The sequence below is a fragment of the Priestia megaterium genome (genome assembly GCF_009497655.1).
In the GTDB taxonomy this organism is placed as follows: domain Bacteria; phylum Bacillota; class Bacilli; order Bacillales; family Bacillaceae_H; genus Priestia; species Priestia zanthoxyli.
Map to the genome: position 1 here is coordinate 1381220 of NZ_CP023317.1, position 16703 is coordinate 1397922.

Sequence of the window (16703 nt, forward strand, 5' to 3'; positions counted from 1 at the left end):
ATTCATTATAGAAGGAATAAGTTTTATGCTCAAGAGGGCATAGATGAAATCACGTCAATGAAAGAGAGGTTGGGGAATGGTATGAAAAAATGGCGATTGAACTTTCGTGTTTTGTCGTTATTTACGCTGCTTGCATTCGTGTTATCGGCCTGTGGAAAACCGTTTTTGTCAACACTTAAGCCTGCAGGTGAGGTAGCTGAAGAACAATATTCGCTTATGCTTCTTAGTACAGCCATCATGGTTTTAGTTATTATTGTGGTCACCATTATATTTATATTTGTTATTCTGCGCTTTCGTCGTCGTAAAGGCGAAGAAAACGTGATTCCAAAGCAAGTGGAAGGAAGCAGAAAGTTAGAAATTATATGGACAGTGATTCCTATCTTGCTGCTCATTATTTTGACTGTTCCAACGGTCATCTCAACATTTAAGCTAGCGGACGTAAAAGGAATGAAGGACAAAGATGCTGTCGTAGTAAATGTGCGTGCTAACTTGTACTGGTGGGAATTTGAGTATCCTAATCAAAAAATTATTACATCCCAAGATCTAGTTGTTCCAACGGATAAAAAAGTCTACTTTAATATTAAAGCTTCTGACGTCAAGCACTCATTCTGGATTCCTTCAGTTGGAGGAAAGCTCGATGCTAACACAGAAAATGATAATAAATTTTGGCTAGTGTTTGATTCTAAAAAATCGAAGGAAGCTAACGGGGTTTTCTACGGAAAATGTGCTGAGCTTTGCGGTCCATCTCATTCTCTTATGGACTTTAAAGTACGGGCTGTATCAAGCAATGAATTTGATACGTGGGCAAAAGATTTGAAAAAGGCAAAGCCTGATGTAGAAACAGCATCCGCAAAAGCGGGTCAAGAGGTCTTTAATGAAAGCTGTATCGGATGCCATGCTGTTGATGTCAAAGACAATCGTCCAGAGCAAGCTCGTCAAGCACCAAACTTAGCCGGTTTTTCTGAACGTGAGCGTGTAGCCGGAGTGCTTCCTCACAACAAGGAAAATATCAAAAAATGGTTAAAAAACCCTGAGAAAGTTAAGCCGGGTAATAAGATGAGTGGTACATATCCTGACTTAACTGATGAACAAGTAAATGAGCTAGCAGACTATTTAATGAGTTTAAAAGAAAAATAAACGTCCAGTCGTTTTTAAAAGGGGAGGTTTAGCGATGAGTACACTCAGTCAAAAGAAGGGTGTAGGTGGAACAATTTGGGACTTTATGACAACTGTGGATCATAAGAAAATCGCCATTCTTTATTTAATTGCCGGCGGTATCTTTTTTCTAGTCGGAGGAGTGGAAGCGCTATTTATACGTATTCAGCTGGCTATACCAAGCAATGACTTTGTTAGTGCAGGAACGTATAATGAAATTTTAACAATGCATGGAACAACGATGATTTTCTTAGCTGCCATGCCGCTTCTTTTTGCTATGATGAATGCAGTTGTTCCGCTGCAAATCGGAGCTCGAGATGTAGCATTTCCATTTTTAAATTTGTTAGGTTTTTGGTTGTTTGCCTTTGGGGGACTCTTTTTAAATCTAAGCTGGTTTTTAGGAGGAGCACCTGATGCAGGTTGGACATCATATGCTTCGCTGTCTATTGCATCGCCTGGTCACGGAATTGATTTTTATGCGATAGGTTTGCAGATTTCCGGAGCCGGGACATTGATTTCAGGTATCAACTTTCTCGTAACAATCATTAACATGAGGGCGCCAGGTATGACTTATATGCGTATGCCGCTGTTTACGTGGACGACGTTTGTTGCATCAGCTCTTATTTTGTTTGCGTTTCCAGCACTGACGGTTGGATTGTTTTTAATGATTTTTGACCGCTTGTTCGGTGGAAACTTTTTTGACGCCACAATGGGTGGAAATACGATTATCTGGGAACATCTTTTCTGGATATTCGGTCATCCGGAAGTATATATTTTAATTCTTCCAGCGTTTGGTGTTTTCTCAGAAATTTTACCTACTTTTTCAAGAAAGAGATTATTCGGATACTCGTCGATGGTTTTTGCTACCGTATTAATCGGATTTTTAGGGTTCATGGTGTGGGCTCACCACATGTTTACAACCGGACTTGGTCCGATTGCAAATGCCATTTTTGCTGTCGCTACGATGGCCATCGCCGTTCCAACTGGAATTAAAATTTTTAACTGGCTGTTTACGCTTTGGGGAGGAAGTATTGAGTTTACGTCTCCAATGCTTTACGCTGTCGCCTTTATTCCGTCATTTGTTATCGGGGGAGTAACAGGAGTTATGGCAGCTGTAGCACCTGCAGATTATCAATTTCAAGATTCTTATTTTATCGTTGCTCACTTCCATTACGTTATCGTAGGCGGTGTCGTATACGCTATATTAGCAGGTGTCACATACTGGTGGCCAAAAATGTTTGGCAAGATGTTAGATGAAAAGTTAAGTAAAGCAACGTTCTGGCTCTTTTTGATTGGTTTCCACTTAACGTTCTTTATTCAGCATTTCTTAGGTCTAATGGGGATGCCTCGCCGCGTATGGACGTTCTTGCCTAATCAAGGTCTCGACCTTGGGAATGCAATCAGTTCATCAGGAGCTGCTTTCATGGCGGTTGCTACGCTCATTTTACTTGTTAACATTATAAAAACCACTGCCAAAGGACAAAAGGTAGGAGGAGATCCTTGGGGAGACGGACGTACATTAGAATGGGCTATTTCATCTCCGCCACCAGAGTATAACTTTAAACAAACGCCGCTTGTACGCGGGTTAGATGCATATTGGATTGAAAAAATGGCAGGAAATAAAGAAATGACGCCAGCCGAACCTCTTGGTGATATTCATATGCCAAACTCATCGTTTATTCCATTTATGATATCGCTTGGGATGTTTATTGCAGGGATTGGCTTTTTGTATCGAAATGATCATGCGTGGGGAGATGTTGTAGGGATTATCGGAATGATCGTCATGTTTTTATCGATGTTCTTCCGTTCATGGATTGATGATCACGGTTTTCATATTCACAAAGAAGACTTAGTTGATGATGACAAGGAGGCGAAGATGTAATGGAGACTGAACAAAAGCTAACCGCTGAAACTTTCCCTGCTTCGCCTGAAAAAGCAACGCTTGAAGGGAAAAATAAATTTACCGGCTTTTGGCTCTTTTTAGGCGGGGAGACGGTTTTGTTTGCTTCACTTTTTGCTACTTATTTAGCTTTGCGCAATTCAACGATGTCAGGACCTAAGCCGGAAGAATTGTTTGATATTAAGCTTGTTTTTGCAGCAACCATGATTTTATTAACAAGTTCACTAACAAGCGTATATGCTATGTATCATATGAAAAATTTTGAGTTTAAAAAGATGCAGCTATGGTTAGGCGTTACGTGGCTTTTAGGTTTAGCGTTTTTAGGGCTAGAAATCTATGAGTTCAGGCATTATGTTCATGAAGGGCATACGTTTACAAGCAGCGCATTTGGTTCTTCTTTCTACGCGCTGGTTGGGACACACGGAGCTCACGTAACGTTCGGACTGCTTTGGATTGGTTCTTTGATGATTCGAAATGCGAAGCGGGGGCTAAACTTATATAACGCTCCTAAATATTATGTCGCAAGTTTATACTGGCACTTTATCGATGTTGTGTGGGTCTTTATTTTCACGGTTGTATATTTAATGGGAATGGTGGGATAAGCTGATGACGACAAATCAATCAAACTCAGATAACCCAAGGCTCAATTTAGAATATCGTAAAAAAAGAAACGCAGAAGATATGAAGATGCAAGTTATCTCTTTTGCAATGATGTTGTTTTTAACACTAATTGCTTTTTTTGCGGTTTATCAAGAGTTTAGCGGATGGTACATTATGCCGGTGATTGTGCTCTTGGCGGTTGTTCAAGTCATCTTTCAACTTTATTATTTCATGCATATGAACCACAAAGGACATACCATACCAGCATTTTTCTTGTATTCAGGCGTATTGGTAGCTCTTTTAACCATTTTAGCTTTTGTAACCATTATTTGGTGGTAAAGAAAAGGGCTGGCATGCGCCAGTCCTTTTCATCATCTGTAGAAGGAGGAATAGACGTTGATTAACAATTTGCAGATGTTTGGTTTTGAAGCACTTTGGAGCCCTTACTATTTTGTAACCATTTGTCTGGTGACCGTCTTATATTTTTTCATCGTTGGTAGATGGAGAGGGAATTTTATAGGAGCGGCGGCCGTAGACAGAAAAACAAAAGCGTATTTTGTTATCAGCATGGTTCTTTTGTATATATGTAAAGGAGGACCTGTAGATTTACTAGGGCACTTTATGTTTAGTGCTCATATGACGCAAATGGCAATTGTTTACTTGGTGATTCCCCCGCTTTTTATTTTAGGAATTCCACCGTGGTTAGCTCGTTCTGTTATTTATGTAAGAGGGGTTAAACCTGTTTTTAAATTTTTTACAAAGCCCTTAATTGCTTTACTATTATTCAATGGGTTATTTTCTTTGTATCATATTCCGCTGCTTTTTGATGTTATTAAAACGGATATGACGCTTCACGGAATCGTGAGTGTTGTATTATTTATCGCTGCATTTTGTATGTGGTGGCCACTCATTAATCAGCTAGAAGAAGAACAAACGCTAAGTTCTTTAAAAAAGCTTGGATACATTTTTGCAGATGGCGTACTTCTTACTCCAGCGTGCGCGCTGATTATTTTTGCAAACCATTCTTTGTATGCGACGTATACAGACTCAAGCGCTTGGGTACAAGCTCTTTCCCTTTGTGTACCGCCTTCTATGATTGCAAGTTTAGGGCAGCTTGCTCCTGAGATGTTTAATACGCTGCCACCCGTGGAAGACCAGCAGCTAGGCGGCGTTATTATGAAGATCATTCAAGAAATTGTGTATGGAACGGTTTTAGGCTTTATTTTTTTTCAGTGGGCTCGAAAAGAACGAGAGAAAGATACGTACATGCCTGATTTTACTGAATCTCAAGATATAAAACCAAAGGAATTTCCGTCTACTCCTCCTTTGAATTAAAAAAAGCGCAGTCTGATTACTGCGCTTTTTCTAATTCTATAGCTGAACGGTTTCAAGCTGTGATTTGATTTGTGTTAATATCTTTTCACACTGTTCTACAAGGGATGGCGGGAAATATTCTCCGTCTCCATATTCTACACCGTGAGGATAATAATGTTTGCCTAATAGAGGTGTCATAAGGTGAATAACAGCATGCCTGCCCCCTACATCGCCTGAAATAGCATGTCCTTGGACTCGCAAATAGAAGGTATCTCGCTGAAACTCGAATTTTCGATCGTACGTGACGCGTTCATAATCCCATTGTCCGGCGCGGACCAGGCCAAATTGATGCATAATCTCATCTAATAAATCTAAATCTACCTTTAATGAATCAAACTTTGCATATTCAAATTTCATATGAACTCCCTCCCAAAACAGATATACCCCAACTAAATCATAAGCCGAATGGATAAAACTTGCAATATCTAATAAGGAAAAATGTAAACGTTATCTATTTTTATTTAAACGTTTTAAATGCGAAAGTTTACTAAAAAGTTGGTCACACTATAAAGCGAACACACTATGTAAAGGAGGATAAAACAATGAAAACTGTACAAGAGGTAATGACAGCTGATACGGAAACATGCACCACGCTCGATAACGTATATGAAGTGGCAGTGAAAATGAAGGAATGGAATGTAGGCGCAATTCCAATTGTCGATAGAGATCAGTTAGTAGGAATGATTACAGATCGAGACTTAGTTATAAAAGGCATTGCAGAAAAGAAGCCAAATTCAAGTAAAGTAACGGATGTTATGAGTGAAGAGCTTATAACTATTACAGCGGAAGCCTCTGTAGAAGAAGCTTCTAAGCTTATGGCTCAACATCAAATCCGTCGTCTTCCTGTTGTGGAAAATCAAAAGCTAGTCGGGATTGTTTCGCTAGGTGATTTATCAACGTTTCGCTATGCAAATGAACGTGCAGGAGAAGCGCTCTCAGACATTTCAGAACATACGCATTAAAAAGCGAAAGCCAACTGTTTGCAGGATATTCGTAAATAGTTGGCTTTTTCTTTTGTTTCCTTCATACCGATAGCTATTTTTTTTTGAATGCATGTATAATAGAGATAAAAATAAGTTAAACAGGTAAAGAAAACAGGTGTAAGGAGAGGAAGAAAAGCTGAAAAAAGTTATTTTTATTCTCGTATTAATAGTGGCATTTGTATACGCGGAGGATTATTTACCTCAGCTAGAAAAATATCTAACGGGTCAAAATATTGAGCAAAACCAAACGGATTCCAAAAGTCAGCCCACCCAAGAAGTGGCTTCTTATGAAAAACAAAGTGAAAATATGATGAGGCTCATTGGAGATCATTCAGAACAGTTAATTGGAATGCTTGGAGAGCCGGATCGTATTGATTCTTCTGCATATGGCTATGACTGGTGGATTTACAAAAAGAATCGTCAAACGTATGCGCAGGTAGGAGTAGAAAATAATCAAGTCGTATCCGTATACGTCATTGGTTCAAAAACAAATACAGATCCTTTTGAGATTGGTGAGAAGCGAGAAGAAGTGGAAAAAAGAGTTTCACTTTCATCCGAACTCACGCTTCAAAAAGACGGAAATGAATACCGATTTCGTCTGAGTGAAGAGGATATGAAAATGCGTCCAATTATTAAATATGGAGATGTATACGTCCAACTATATTTTGATCAGTTCCTTAATACAATCTCAAGTATTCGAATTATGGATATGGACACGCTATTAAAACAGCGTCCGTACGAAATTGTTTATCGCGGCGAGCTTCCAACAGCTCCGTCATTGACAGCAGAGGAGTGGAAAAGTGTCCAAGAAGGAGAAGAGCAGCAAATTATCGATATTACAAATGTAATTCGAGACCGTTTTCAGCTGTCACCTTTAGCTTGGGACGAAGCCACTGCCGGAGTAGCTTATTTACACAGCAAAGAAATGAGTGACTTAAACTATTTCTCTCACGTTTCACCAGCACAAGGTGATTTAGGCAACCGTCTGCAAAAAGGTGATGTAGTATACCGTATCGCGGGCGAAAATATTGCCTCGAATTATCAGGATGGAATCGCTGCGGTTGAAGGGTGGCTTAATAGTGAGGGACATCGTAAGGCTTTACTCAATAAAGAGTTTACGCGTCTTGGTGTAGGTGTGTATGAGAAGTATTATACGCAAAACTTTATCACTCCGATGAATGAATAGTAAGATTAAAACTTCCTTTTGAAAATAGGTCTACTCTTGTCCTCTTTCTCATAAGTTTTAGTAGAGGTTAGAGGAGGGACGAGAATGAAAGGAAGAATAGTAGGAATATTGCTCGTACTTTTCTTTGCATATACGACTACTGTACATGCAGCTGAAGGGCAGTGGGAAAAGCTTGATAACTTATCTGATCAAACGCTATCGCTTGTAGAGCAAAAGGAGTATAAAGCAGCCCAACATTTGTTCAGAAATTTTTCGAATGAATTTACCAGTCTCAATACAGCTTCTTTGGGCGTATCGGCCGAAGATATACGTATTTTAACTCTTTGTTATGAACAGGTAGAAAGGTCTCTTTTATCTTCTGATTCCAGTGATGAAGAACGTCTTCAAAAAGCTACTCAATTTCGATTATTAGTCGATGCGCTGCACAGCAAGCATCAGCCTATGTGGACTGAACTCGAAGGCAGTATGCTAGCAACATTTAAAGAGATGCGAAATGAAGCAGTAAAAGGAGAACAGGCGGCTTATGAAGCGCAGCTTAAGCAATTTTTAAAGGAATATGATATGATCTTACCGAGCGCGCAGGTAGACGTGTCGTCTCCCTACGTACAGCGTGTGAGCGCAGACGTTCACTTTTTACAAAGTGAAGGAACGCTAAGTGAGATTAACGATGACCAGTTCAACCAAATGGAACAAAATTTAAAAGATTTTTTTGAACAAGTAAAAGAAAATCGTACGGACCCGTCTTTTATTTGGGTTACAATCACCACCGGAAGTATTATTATTGCTACACTTTTTTATGTAGGAGCGCGAAAGTATTTCGCTGACCAGAAAAGAAAGTCAGCCAGAGGGCGTAATGATTGACGTAAAAGCGCAGAATTGTCTAAAATAAAAGAGTAGTCAAACACATAATGAAAGGTGTGGGTAAATGAGCTTTTTGATTTATTTTCTCATTATTATCCTTGTGCCAATTTGGGCACAGTTTAAGGTGAGAAGTGCTTACAAAAAATATTCACAAGTAAGCAACTCATCAGGAATGACAGGCGCAGAAGTAGCAAGAAAAATTTTGGATGAAAACGGATTGTACAACGTTCACGTAGAGCCTGTAGGCGGATTTCTATCCGATCACTACGATCCTCGCTCAAAAGTCATTCGTTTGTCAGAAGACAACTATTACGGAACGTCTGTCGCAGGCGCTGCCGTTGCGGCTCACGAAGTGGGACACGCGATTCAAGACAAAGAAAACTATTCGTTTTTACGCCTTCGCCACTCGCTTGTGCCGGTGGCAAGCCTTGGATCAAACGCTTCTTGGATTTTAATTATGATTGGAATTATCGCGTCGATTAAGCCGTTGCTATTGTTAGGTATTATCTTCATGGCAGCAGCGGTCGTATTCCAAGTTGTAACACTGCCTGTTGAATTTAACGCTTCAAGCCGAGCGATGACGCAAATCGTCTCAGTCGGAGCGATTCGAAATGACGAAGAGCGCGAGACGCGCAAAGTGCTTAACGCAGCGGCTTTAACATACGTAGCAGCCGCAGCAGTAGCAGTTCTTGAGTTGGTTCGTTTAATCATGATTTATACAGGAATGAATAACGACGACTAATAAAAAAATACCGCATTAGCGGTATTTTTTTATCTTTCAAGCGGTTTTTTATTTTCATCAAGGGTAAATCCTTCACCTAAGACATCATGAACATCCGTAACTGCAACGAAGGCGTGTGGATCTACAGAAGTAATAACTTGCTTTAAACGGAAAATTTCATTTTTACTAACAACGCAGTATAGCACGTTGGTATCTTGCTTAGAAAAAGAACCCTGTCCTTTTAAAATCGTCACGCCTCGATCCATTTCTTTCATAATTTTATCCGATATGGCTTCGTTATGATTCGAAATGATGGTTGCGCCTTTGGCCGCATACGCACCGTCTTGCATAAAGTCAATAACCCGTGCAGCGACAAAGACTGCAACAAGTGTGTACATAGCTTCTCGGTAGGATAAATAAATGAGAGACGCACTAATCACAATAAAGTCAAAAAGAAACATCGTTTTCCCCATATTCCACCCGATATATTTTTGAACAACACGGGCAATGATATCGACTCCTCCTGTTGTTCCTCCAAACCTGAAAATAATGCCAAGACCCACTCCAATAAAAACACCGGCAAAAAGAGCTGCTAGAGTCATATCATGGCGCAGGGGCATATTCACCGGAAAGCGCTGGAATATCCATAAAAATAGCGATAAGCTAACAACTCCGAGCATGGTATAAATAAATGCTGTTCTCCCTAATAGTTTCCACCCTACAAAAAACAAAGGAATATTTAACACTAAGTTAGAATAAGAGGGATCAATGTTAAATAAGAAAAATAAAAGCAGGGTAATGCCTGTGAATCCACCTTCAGCTAAATTGTTTTGCATGTTAAAATTAACAAGTCCAAACGCAAATATAGCAGAACCAAGCAGTATAAAAATAATATTTTTTAATCTGAGACCTTTCATACTTACAAACCTCCTATGACCGTTTTTGCACTACCTTATCATAAAGGAATATATTTCATTTCGTAAATAACTATCGAAAAGATTTTTGAAAATAGTAAAAAGTGATGATGTTTCTTCTAGTGCTATGTATTAGTAGTATCCTCAATTCGTAAAATATAGACAGATTTTTGAGAATTAAGGGAAACGTGAGGAATATTGTGAAAGACCATCTGACAAAGGCGTGGTAAGAAGAAGTAATTACACTAAATAATTTGAAGTAAAGATGTTATAATAGTAAGCTGAGTGTACTTCTAAAAGAGGTGAAATAAAAAGATGTCAAAAAAAACGATGGAGCAAATGCAGCAAGAAGTTGATGCATATATTAGCCAATTTAAAGAAGGATATTTTAGTCCTCTTGCTATGCTTGCGAGAATGTCGGAAGAAGTGGGCGAATTATCGCGCGAAATTAACCACTATTATGGTGAAAAGCCGAAGAAAACGACTGAAGCAGAACGTACGGTCGAAGAAGAAATGGGCGACATTTTATTTGTATTAATTTGCTTTGCAAATTCATTAAATATTGATTTACAAGAAGCGCATGATCGCGTTATGAATAAATTTAATACGCGTGACAAAGATCGCTGGACGAAAAAAGAAGACTAAGGAGAGAAAAAGAATGGACAAAATTCGAATTGTACTTGCAGGACCAAGAGGTCGTATGGGAAAAGAAGCTGTATTATTAATAGAAGAAACAGAGCATTTTGAATTAGTAGCAGCGGTGGATCGTATCAATGAAGGAAAATACATAAGTGATATTGAAGGAATGCCAAATGTACAAGCGCCGATCTACACGGATATTGAAAAATGTTTTCAAGACGTTAAGGCAGATGTTTTAGTTGATTTGACAACACCTGAAATTGGACGCGTTCATACTAAAACAGCTTTAACATATGGAGTACGACCTGTTGTAGGAACAACTGGCTTTTCAGAAGAAGATTTAAAAGAATTAAAGCAGCTTGCTGAAGAGAAGGAACTTGGCTGTATTATTGCACCTAATTTTGCGATTGGCGCTATTTTAATGATGAAGTTTTCACAAATGGCAGCTAAATACTTTGATGATGTAGAAATCATTGAAATGCATCATGATCAAAAGTTAGATGCACCATCAGGAACAGGCTTAAAAACAGCGGAGCTGATCAGTGAAGTTCGTGAAGCAAAAAAACAGGGCCACCCTGAGGAAAAAGAATTACTAGAGGGCGCACGCGGTGCAGATTATGAAGGAATCCGCCTACATAGCGTACGTTTGCCAGGACTGATTGCTCACCAAGAAGTGATGTTCGGAGGATTTGGACAAACGTTAAAAATTCGTCATGATTCATACAACCGCGCTTCTTTTATGTCAGGTGTGAAGCTAGCTGTTGACACAGTTATGAACGTAGACACACTTGTATATGGGTTAGAAAATATTATTGACTAAGGAGCGAGAAAAATGAAAATCGCCTTAATTGCACATGATAAAAAGAAAAATGATATGGTACAATTCACAACAGCCTATCAAGCGATTTTACAGGAACATTCGCTGTTCGCAACAGGAACAACAGGAACGCGTATTTCAGAAGCAACGGGTTTGCAGGTTCACCGCTTTCAATCAGGACCGCTTGGAGGAGATCAGGAGATAGGAGCTTTAATTGCTCAAAATGAAATGGATATGGTTATTTTTTTCCGCGATCCGTTAACAGCTCAGCCTCATGAACCTGATATTTCAGCTCTGATGCGTCTATGTGACGTCTATGCGGTTCCTCTTGCAACGAATATGGGAACAGCAGAGATTTTAATTCATGGACTTGAACGAGGCGATTTGCATTGGCGTTCAATTATAAAAAAATAGGGTGAAGATAATGAAAGAAACAATAGATATCCTTGCCTTTGGTGCTCATGCCGATGATGTAGAAATCGGCATGGGTGGAACCATTGCAAGAATGAGTGAACAAGGTTTGAAGGTAGTTATTTGCGATTTGACGCAAGCTGAACTTTCTTCAAACGGAACGGTTGAAATTCGAAAACAAGAAGCGTCTAAAGCAGCTGAAGTCTTAGGTGTTCATGAGCGAATTCATCTGCATTTGCCAGACAGAGGTTTGTTTTTAAAGCCAGAATATATAGCTGAAATTGCATCAGTCATTCGCACGTATCAACCAAGGATTATATTTGCTCCTTATTTTGAAGATCGTCATCCTGATCATGGAAATTGTGCAAAGCTTGTAGAAGAGGCCATGTTTTCCGCTGGCGTTAAAAATTATATAGATGATAAGAAGCAAAAAGCTCATCGTGCGGAGTCTCTATATTTCTATATGATAAATGGATTTCATAAGCCAGATTTTATCGTAGATGTATCAAGCACGTTTCAAAAGAAAGTAGCTAGTCTAGAGGCTTATGAAAGTCAATTTATAAAAACAGCAGATACGTTTGATACGCCGCTCGTAAACGGATATATTGAAACGGTAGAGAGCAGAGAGCGGTTATTTGGCAAAGAAGTCGGGATAGCTTACGGTGAAGGTTTTTTATCTAAAAAACCGATTTTGATGTACGACGATTTAGTAGGTGGAAAATAAATGAAGTTAAAAATTGGTATTACATGTTATGCTTCCGTTGGAGGTTCAGGAGTGGTAGCAACGGAGCTAGGGAAGCTGCTGGCTGAAAAGGGGCACGAAATTCATTTTATTTCCTCTAGCATGCCTTTTAGATTGACGAAAGTATATCCAAATATTTATTTTCACGAAGTAGATGTAAATCAATACTCCGTCTTTAAATACCCTCCGTATGATCTCGCTTTATCCAGTAAAATGGCTGAAGTGGCTAAAAGAGAAAAGCTTGATATTATTCATACGCACTATGCAATCCCCCATGCCGTTTGCGGGATTTTAGCTAAACAAATGGTAGAGCACGAAGTGAAAATTGTGACGACTCTTCATGGAACAGATATTACGGTTCTAGGAGAGGATCCATCGTTAAAAGACTTAATTAAATTTGGAATTGAGAAATCAGATGCAGTGACGGCTGTATCTCAGTCACTTGTTGACCAAACTCACCATTTAATTAGTCCAGATAAAGAAATTGAAACGATGTATAATTTTATTGATGAACGAGTTTATCATAAAAAAGAAGTTCAGTATTTAAAAGCGGAGTATGGCATATTAGAAAATGAAAAAGTCGTTATTCATATTTCAAACTTTCGTCAAGTCAAACGAGTTACAGATATAGTCAAAACATTTGCTATTATTAATGAAAAGCTTCAGTCTAAGCTGCTGCTTGTAGGAGACGGCCCTGAAATGACGGTTGTGTCTCAATTGGTAAAAGAGCTAAATCTTCAAGATTCTGTGTTATTTCTTGGGAAACAAGAAAATGTAGCAGAATTATATTCGATTAGCGATTTAAAACTGTTATTATCTGAAAAAGAAAGCTTTGGGCTTGTACTTTTAGAAGCTATGGCTTGTGGTGTTCCATGCATCGGAACAAATATAGGCGGAATTCCCGAAGTAATTGAACACGAAAAAACAGGATATATTTGCGAAGTTGGAGACGTCGAAGAGGCAGCGAGCAAAGCAATTCAGCTACTTGAAAATGAACAGCTGCATCACCAAATGAGGGAAGCGTCTCTAAGCGCAGTTAATCATAAATTTCATTCAACAGAGATTGTGAGTCAATATGAAAAACTTTATTATAAATTGGTACAGGGTTGAAGAATGGAGGACGTTATGAAAGAACCGTTCATTCATCCGCTTTATATTATTGAAAAACTGGAGACAGCCGGTTACGAAGCGTATTTTGTTGGAGGAGCGGTCCGGGATCTCATTTTAAATCGGACGATTGGAGATATTGATATCGCTACGTCAGCTAGGCCGGAACAAGTGATGGAACTCTTTCCTAAGACGATTCATGTAGGAATCGAGCATGGTACGGTTGTCGTTGTTCATGAGAACGAGACCTATGAGGTGACCACTTTTCGCTCTGAGGGAGAATATGATGATTTTCGTCGTCCCTCGTCCGTTACGTTTATTTCGTCTCTGATAGAAGATTTGCAGCGTCGCGATTTTACAATTAATGCAATGGCTATGAATGCAAAAGGAGAAATTATTGATCCATTTAATGGAAGGGAAGATTTGCGAAACCAGTTAATTCGTACTGTCGGAAATGCTAAAGAACGCTTTCATGAAGATGCTCTTCGTATGATGAGAGCCGTTCGCTTTGTCAGTCAGCTGGCGTTTTCGCTGTCTGATCAAACTAAAAGAGCCATTCAGCAATACGGTGAACTACTGAGGCATGTTTCTATTGAACGCATTACAGTTGAATTCGAAAAAATGCTGAGCGGAAAGCGGCCGTCTTTAGCATTAGCACTTGTAGCAGATACGGAGCTGTATCGCTACTTGCCCGAATTGAATGTAGATCCGCAAAAATTCCGATCTGTTTGTGCACACGATTGGATGATGCTTCAGCGAGTATCGGAGTCGTGGACACTTCTTGTACATCTGCTCGACATTCAAGACAAGCAGGCATTTTTTAAAAGCTGGAAATTATCTAATAAGCAAATTAAAGATATTCAGCTTCAGTCTATTGGTCTTCGGGACGTTTTGGAAAATGGATGGTCAAAACGCATCATGTATACAATTGGAGAGCAGGCCAGCGTGAGCGTGAATCGTATTTTACAACTTCTTCGAAGCAATGAGTATATGAATGAACATGAGCTTCTTTACATCTATAGCGAGCTGCCTATTCATTCTTTAAAAGATTTAGATATAAATGGTCAAGATCTTTTAGTGTGGACAGGTAAAAAGGGTGGTCCATGGGTGTCTCAACTATTAAAAGAAATTGAGGAAAAAGTTCTATACAATGAGTTAATGAACACGAAATCTTCAATAAGAAAGTGGGTGCAGTCTTGCAGTCAGATATAAGAAGAACGCTGCTTGAAATGTTTACGAACGCAGATGGGGACTATGTGTCCGGCCAAAAGATCAGCGATTTATTAGGCTGTTCAAGAACAGCTGTATGGAAGCATATCGAAGAGCTGCGAAAAGACGGCTATGAACTTGAAGCTGTTCGTAAAAAAGGCTATCGCATTGTTGGGAAGCCGAACAAAGTAAGCAGCAACGAGCTTTTATTAGGGCTTCAAACAACAAAAATCGGCCAGTATATTCACTATGAGGAAAGCGTGCATTCTACTCAAAAAATTGCTCATCGAATTGCTCAAGAAGGAGCAAAAGAAGGAACGGTCGTAGTTGCTGAAGAGCAAACGGCAGGAAGAGGAAGACTTGATAGAGCGTGGTACTCCCCAAAATATACTGGTGCCTGGATGAGTATTATACTGCGTCCTTCTATCCCTCCGCAGCAGGCTCCTCAGCTGACTTTACTATCAGCAGTGGCTGTTGTACAGGCCATTCAAGAAGTGACGAACCTTTCTCCAGACATTAAATGGCCGAATGATGTTTTATTAAATGGGAAGAAGCTAGTTGGGATTTTAACGGAAATGCAGGCTGATTTTGACCGGATTCATTCGGTCATCATTGGAATCGGCATTAATGTGAATCAGCAGGAAACGGATTTTAATGAACAAATCAAACACATTGCCACATCTTTACGTATTGAAAAAGGTGAAGAAATTAATCGTGCCGCTTTGATGCAAGCGTTTTTCTTAAAGTTAGAAACCCTTTATGAAGAATACTTAAAAAATGGCTTTGGTTTAATTAAAGTTCTTTGGGAAACGTATGCAATCAGCATTGGAAAGCGAATTATAGCACGGACGATGACAGCCAACATTGAAGGCTTTGCAAAAGGTATAACAGATGAAGGCGTTTTATTGATTGAAGACGATGAAGGTGTTATACACCGAATTCATTCTGCAGATATTGAGCTCTCTGCTAAAAAATAGTAGAAAAATAAAGAAATTTTTATTATAATACGAGTATCAAGGTAGTATCGAAAGAACTTCACTTGATACTCGTTTGTTTATTTTTAATACGACAATAAATCTGCCTTGATCCATTAAGGACTAGGACAGAGGGATGACGCGTAGGTAAGCACATTAGGTAAAGTGTGCTTTTTATAGATGAAGTCTGTCAAAGTCCTTCTTCCTTTTATAGGTAGAAGGGCTTTTTTGTGTGCAGACGTGCGCTCATCTCCTCTGAGAAGGAGGAGAAAGTTAGTGAAAACAAAATTAGATTTTTTACGTATGAAACAAAACAATGAACCAATTGTGATGCTGACTGCGTACGATTATCCGTCAGCTAAGTACGCTGAAGAAGCAGGCGTAGACATGATTTTAGTAGGCGACTCTCTAGGAATGGTCGTTTTAGGATATGACTCTACGATTCCTGTAACGGTAGATGATATGATTCATCATACAAAAGCGGTTAAAAGAGGGGCTAGTGATACATTTATCGTCACCGACATGCCGTTTATGTCCTATCACGTGTCGAAAGAAGACACGATGAAAAATGCTGCTCGCATTATGCAGGAAAGCGGAGCTCATGCTTTAAAAGTAGAAGGTGCAAACGATGTTCTCTATACAATTTCAGAATTGACGCAAGCTGGTATTCCGGCTGTTGCACATCTCGGGTTAACACCTCAGTCTGTCGGTGTTCTGGGCGGTTATAAAGTGCAAGGGAAAGAAGCGAAAGAAGCCAAACAGCTAATCCAAGACGCAATCAAGTGTGAGCAGGCGGGAGCTATTGCTGTTGTATTAGAGTGTGTTCCTAAACAAGTAGCAAAACAAGTAGCTGAACGCTTAAGCATTCCAACAATCGGAATCGGAGCAGGAGCTGAGACGGATGGTCAAGTACTTGTATACCACGATGTATTAACGTACGGCGTAGAGCGTGTGCCCAAATTTGTTCAGTCATTTGCGAAAATAAATGAGCCTATTTTACAAGGGCTTTCTCAGTATGTAAGTGAAGTGAAAAAAAGAGAGTTTCCGAAAGAAGCACATACTTTTTCAATGAAAGAAGAGCAGTTAACGGCACTGTACGGAGGGAAATAA

At 39.4% G+C, this 16703-nt stretch carries 19 protein-coding genes; 17 read left to right on the plus strand and 2 right to left on the minus strand.

The window, feature by feature from the left end:
• Positions 1-81: 81 nt before the first annotated feature.
• The 5 genes from coxB to ctaG are packed head-to-tail and all read left to right on the plus strand — an operon-like array spanning position 82 to position 4990.
• Positions 82-1137: a cytochrome c oxidase subunit II gene (gene coxB, locus CEQ83_RS06925; protein WP_028414096.1), complete on the plus strand. Its 1056-nt coding sequence runs from the start codon at positions 82-84 to the stop codon at positions 1135-1137.
• A 34-nt stretch (positions 1138-1171) separates the two neighbouring features.
• Positions 1172-3037, plus strand: a complete 1866-nt coding sequence (ctaD, locus tag CEQ83_RS06930) for a cytochrome c oxidase subunit I (RefSeq protein WP_033578414.1) — start codon at positions 1172-1174, stop codon at positions 3035-3037.
• Positions 3037-3657, plus strand: a complete 621-nt coding sequence (ctaE, locus tag CEQ83_RS06935) for a cytochrome c oxidase subunit III (RefSeq protein WP_013056081.1) — start codon at positions 3037-3039, stop codon at positions 3655-3657. The genes ctaD and ctaE overlap by 1 nt, the downstream gene beginning before the upstream one ends.
• Positions 3658-3661: 4 nt before the next feature.
• Positions 3662-3994, plus strand: a complete 333-nt coding sequence (ctaF, locus tag CEQ83_RS06940) for a cytochrome c oxidase subunit IVB (RefSeq protein ID WP_014460982.1) — start codon at positions 3662-3664, stop codon at positions 3992-3994.
• 57 nt (positions 3995-4051) lie between these two features.
• On the plus strand, positions 4052-4990 hold the full coding sequence (ctaG, locus tag CEQ83_RS06945) for a cytochrome c oxidase assembly factor CtaG (RefSeq protein WP_033578415.1): 939 nt from the start codon (positions 4052-4054) through the stop codon (positions 4988-4990).
• A gap of 36 nt (positions 4991-5026) precedes the next feature.
• Here the strand turns inward: ctaG and CEQ83_RS06950 are convergent, their stop codons facing one another.
• On the minus strand, positions 5027-5386 hold the full coding sequence (locus CEQ83_RS06950) for a YugN family protein (protein ID WP_013056084.1): 360 nt from the start codon (positions 5384-5386) through the stop codon (positions 5027-5029).
• A 185-nt stretch (positions 5387-5571) separates the two neighbouring features.
• On the opposite strand from CEQ83_RS06950, the gene CEQ83_RS06955 reads away from it, so the two are divergent.
• The 4 genes from CEQ83_RS06955 to CEQ83_RS06970 all read left to right on the plus strand — a co-directional run bounded on the left by CEQ83_RS06955 (position 5572) and on the right by CEQ83_RS06970 (position 8801).
• Entirely contained in the window at positions 5572-5991 is a 420-nt protein-coding gene (locus CEQ83_RS06955) for a CBS domain-containing protein (RefSeq protein ID WP_028414093.1), read from the plus strand.
• Positions 5992-6181: 190 nt separating this feature from the next.
• Positions 6182-7198, plus strand: coding sequence for a CAP domain-containing protein (locus tag CEQ83_RS06960; protein WP_028414092.1), 1017 nt, complete (start codon positions 6182-6184; stop codon positions 7196-7198).
• Positions 7199-7282: 84 nt separating this feature from the next.
• Positions 7283-8059, plus strand: coding sequence for a sporulation protein YpjB (locus CEQ83_RS06965; RefSeq protein ID WP_034266841.1), 777 nt, complete (start codon positions 7283-7285; stop codon positions 8057-8059).
• A 64-nt stretch (positions 8060-8123) separates the two neighbouring features.
• Positions 8124-8801: a zinc metallopeptidase gene (locus CEQ83_RS06970; RefSeq protein WP_013056088.1), complete on the plus strand. Its 678-nt coding sequence runs from the start codon at positions 8124-8126 to the stop codon at positions 8799-8801.
• Positions 8802-8830: 29 nt separating this feature from the next.
• On the opposite strand, the gene CEQ83_RS06975 is transcribed toward CEQ83_RS06970, so the two are convergent.
• Positions 8831-9697 (minus strand): YitT family protein, encoded by an 867-nt coding sequence (locus tag CEQ83_RS06975; RefSeq protein ID WP_028414090.1) that lies wholly within the window; start codon positions 9695-9697, stop codon positions 8831-8833.
• A 312-nt stretch (positions 9698-10009) separates the two neighbouring features.
• On the opposite strand from CEQ83_RS06975, the gene CEQ83_RS06980 reads away from it, so the two are divergent.
• The 8 genes from CEQ83_RS06980 to panB all read left to right on the plus strand — a co-directional run bounded on the left by CEQ83_RS06980 (position 10010) and on the right by panB (position 16703).
• Entirely contained in the window at positions 10010-10339 is a 330-nt protein-coding gene (locus tag CEQ83_RS06980) for a nucleotide pyrophosphohydrolase (RefSeq protein WP_013056090.1), read from the plus strand.
• 13 nt (positions 10340-10352) lie between these two features.
• Complete coding sequence (dapB, locus tag CEQ83_RS06985) at positions 10353-11153, plus strand: 4-hydroxy-tetrahydrodipicolinate reductase (RefSeq protein ID WP_013056091.1); 801 nt, start codon at positions 10353-10355, stop codon at positions 11151-11153.
• 12 nt (positions 11154-11165) lie between these two features.
• Positions 11166-11564: a methylglyoxal synthase gene (mgsA, locus tag CEQ83_RS06990; protein WP_033578417.1), complete on the plus strand. Its 399-nt coding sequence runs from the start codon at positions 11166-11168 to the stop codon at positions 11562-11564.
• Positions 11565-11574: 10 nt separating this feature from the next.
• Complete coding sequence (gene bshB1, locus CEQ83_RS06995; protein ID WP_028414088.1) at positions 11575-12285, plus strand: bacillithiol biosynthesis deacetylase BshB1; 711 nt, start codon at positions 11575-11577, stop codon at positions 12283-12285.
• Complete coding sequence (gene bshA, locus CEQ83_RS07000; RefSeq protein WP_028414087.1) at positions 12286-13413, plus strand: N-acetyl-alpha-D-glucosaminyl L-malate synthase BshA; 1128 nt, start codon at positions 12286-12288, stop codon at positions 13411-13413.
• Positions 13414-13428: 15 nt separating this feature from the next.
• Complete coding sequence (locus tag CEQ83_RS07005; protein ID WP_033578418.1) at positions 13429-14622, plus strand: CCA tRNA nucleotidyltransferase; 1194 nt, start codon at positions 13429-13431, stop codon at positions 14620-14622.
• Entirely contained in the window at positions 14607-15596 is a 990-nt protein-coding gene (locus tag CEQ83_RS07010) for a bifunctional biotin--[acetyl-CoA-carboxylase] synthetase/biotin operon repressor (RefSeq protein ID WP_013056096.1), read from the plus strand. The genes CEQ83_RS07005 and CEQ83_RS07010 overlap by 16 nt, the downstream gene beginning before the upstream one ends.
• Before the next feature lie 273 nt (positions 15597-15869).
• Positions 15870-16703 carry a 3-methyl-2-oxobutanoate hydroxymethyltransferase gene (gene panB, locus CEQ83_RS07015; RefSeq protein WP_154973266.1) on the plus strand — a complete coding sequence of 278 codons (834 nt, stop codon included), beginning with the start codon at positions 15870-15872 and terminating at the stop codon, positions 16701-16703.

Coding starts and splice junctions, on each gene's coding strand:
- coxB (WP_028414096.1), top strand. CDS start 82: ATGAAAAAATGGCGATTGAACTTTCGTGTTTTGTCGTTATTTACGCTG.
- ctaD (WP_033578414.1), top strand. CDS start 1,172: ATGAGTACACTCAGTCAAAAGAAGGGTGTAGGTGGAACAATTTGGGAC.
- ctaE (WP_013056081.1), top strand. CDS start 3,037: ATGGAGACTGAACAAAAGCTAACCGCTGAAACTTTCCCTGCTTCGCCT.
- ctaF (WP_014460982.1), top strand. CDS start 3,662: ATGACGACAAATCAATCAAACTCAGATAACCCAAGGCTCAATTTAGAA.
- CEQ83_RS06950 (WP_013056084.1), bottom strand. CDS start 5,386: ATGAAATTTGAATATGCAAAGTTTGATTCATTAAAGGTAGATTTAGAT.
- CEQ83_RS06955 (WP_028414093.1), top strand. CDS start 5,572: ATGAAAACTGTACAAGAGGTAATGACAGCTGATACGGAAACATGCACC.
- CEQ83_RS06965 (WP_034266841.1), top strand. CDS start 7,283: ATGAAAGGAAGAATAGTAGGAATATTGCTCGTACTTTTCTTTGCATAT.
- CEQ83_RS06970 (WP_013056088.1), top strand. CDS start 8,124: ATGAGCTTTTTGATTTATTTTCTCATTATTATCCTTGTGCCAATTTGG.
- CEQ83_RS06975 (WP_028414090.1), bottom strand. CDS start 9,697: ATGAAAGGTCTCAGATTAAAAAATATTATTTTTATACTGCTTGGTTCT.
- CEQ83_RS06980 (WP_013056090.1), top strand. CDS start 10,010: ATGTCAAAAAAAACGATGGAGCAAATGCAGCAAGAAGTTGATGCATAT.
- dapB (WP_013056091.1), top strand. CDS start 10,353: ATGGACAAAATTCGAATTGTACTTGCAGGACCAAGAGGTCGTATGGGA.
- mgsA (WP_033578417.1), top strand. CDS start 11,166: ATGAAAATCGCCTTAATTGCACATGATAAAAAGAAAAATGATATGGTA.
- bshB1 (WP_028414088.1), top strand. CDS start 11,575: ATGAAAGAAACAATAGATATCCTTGCCTTTGGTGCTCATGCCGATGAT.
- bshA (WP_028414087.1), top strand. CDS start 12,286: ATGAAGTTAAAAATTGGTATTACATGTTATGCTTCCGTTGGAGGTTCA.
- CEQ83_RS07005 (WP_033578418.1), top strand. CDS start 13,429: ATGAAAGAACCGTTCATTCATCCGCTTTATATTATTGAAAAACTGGAG.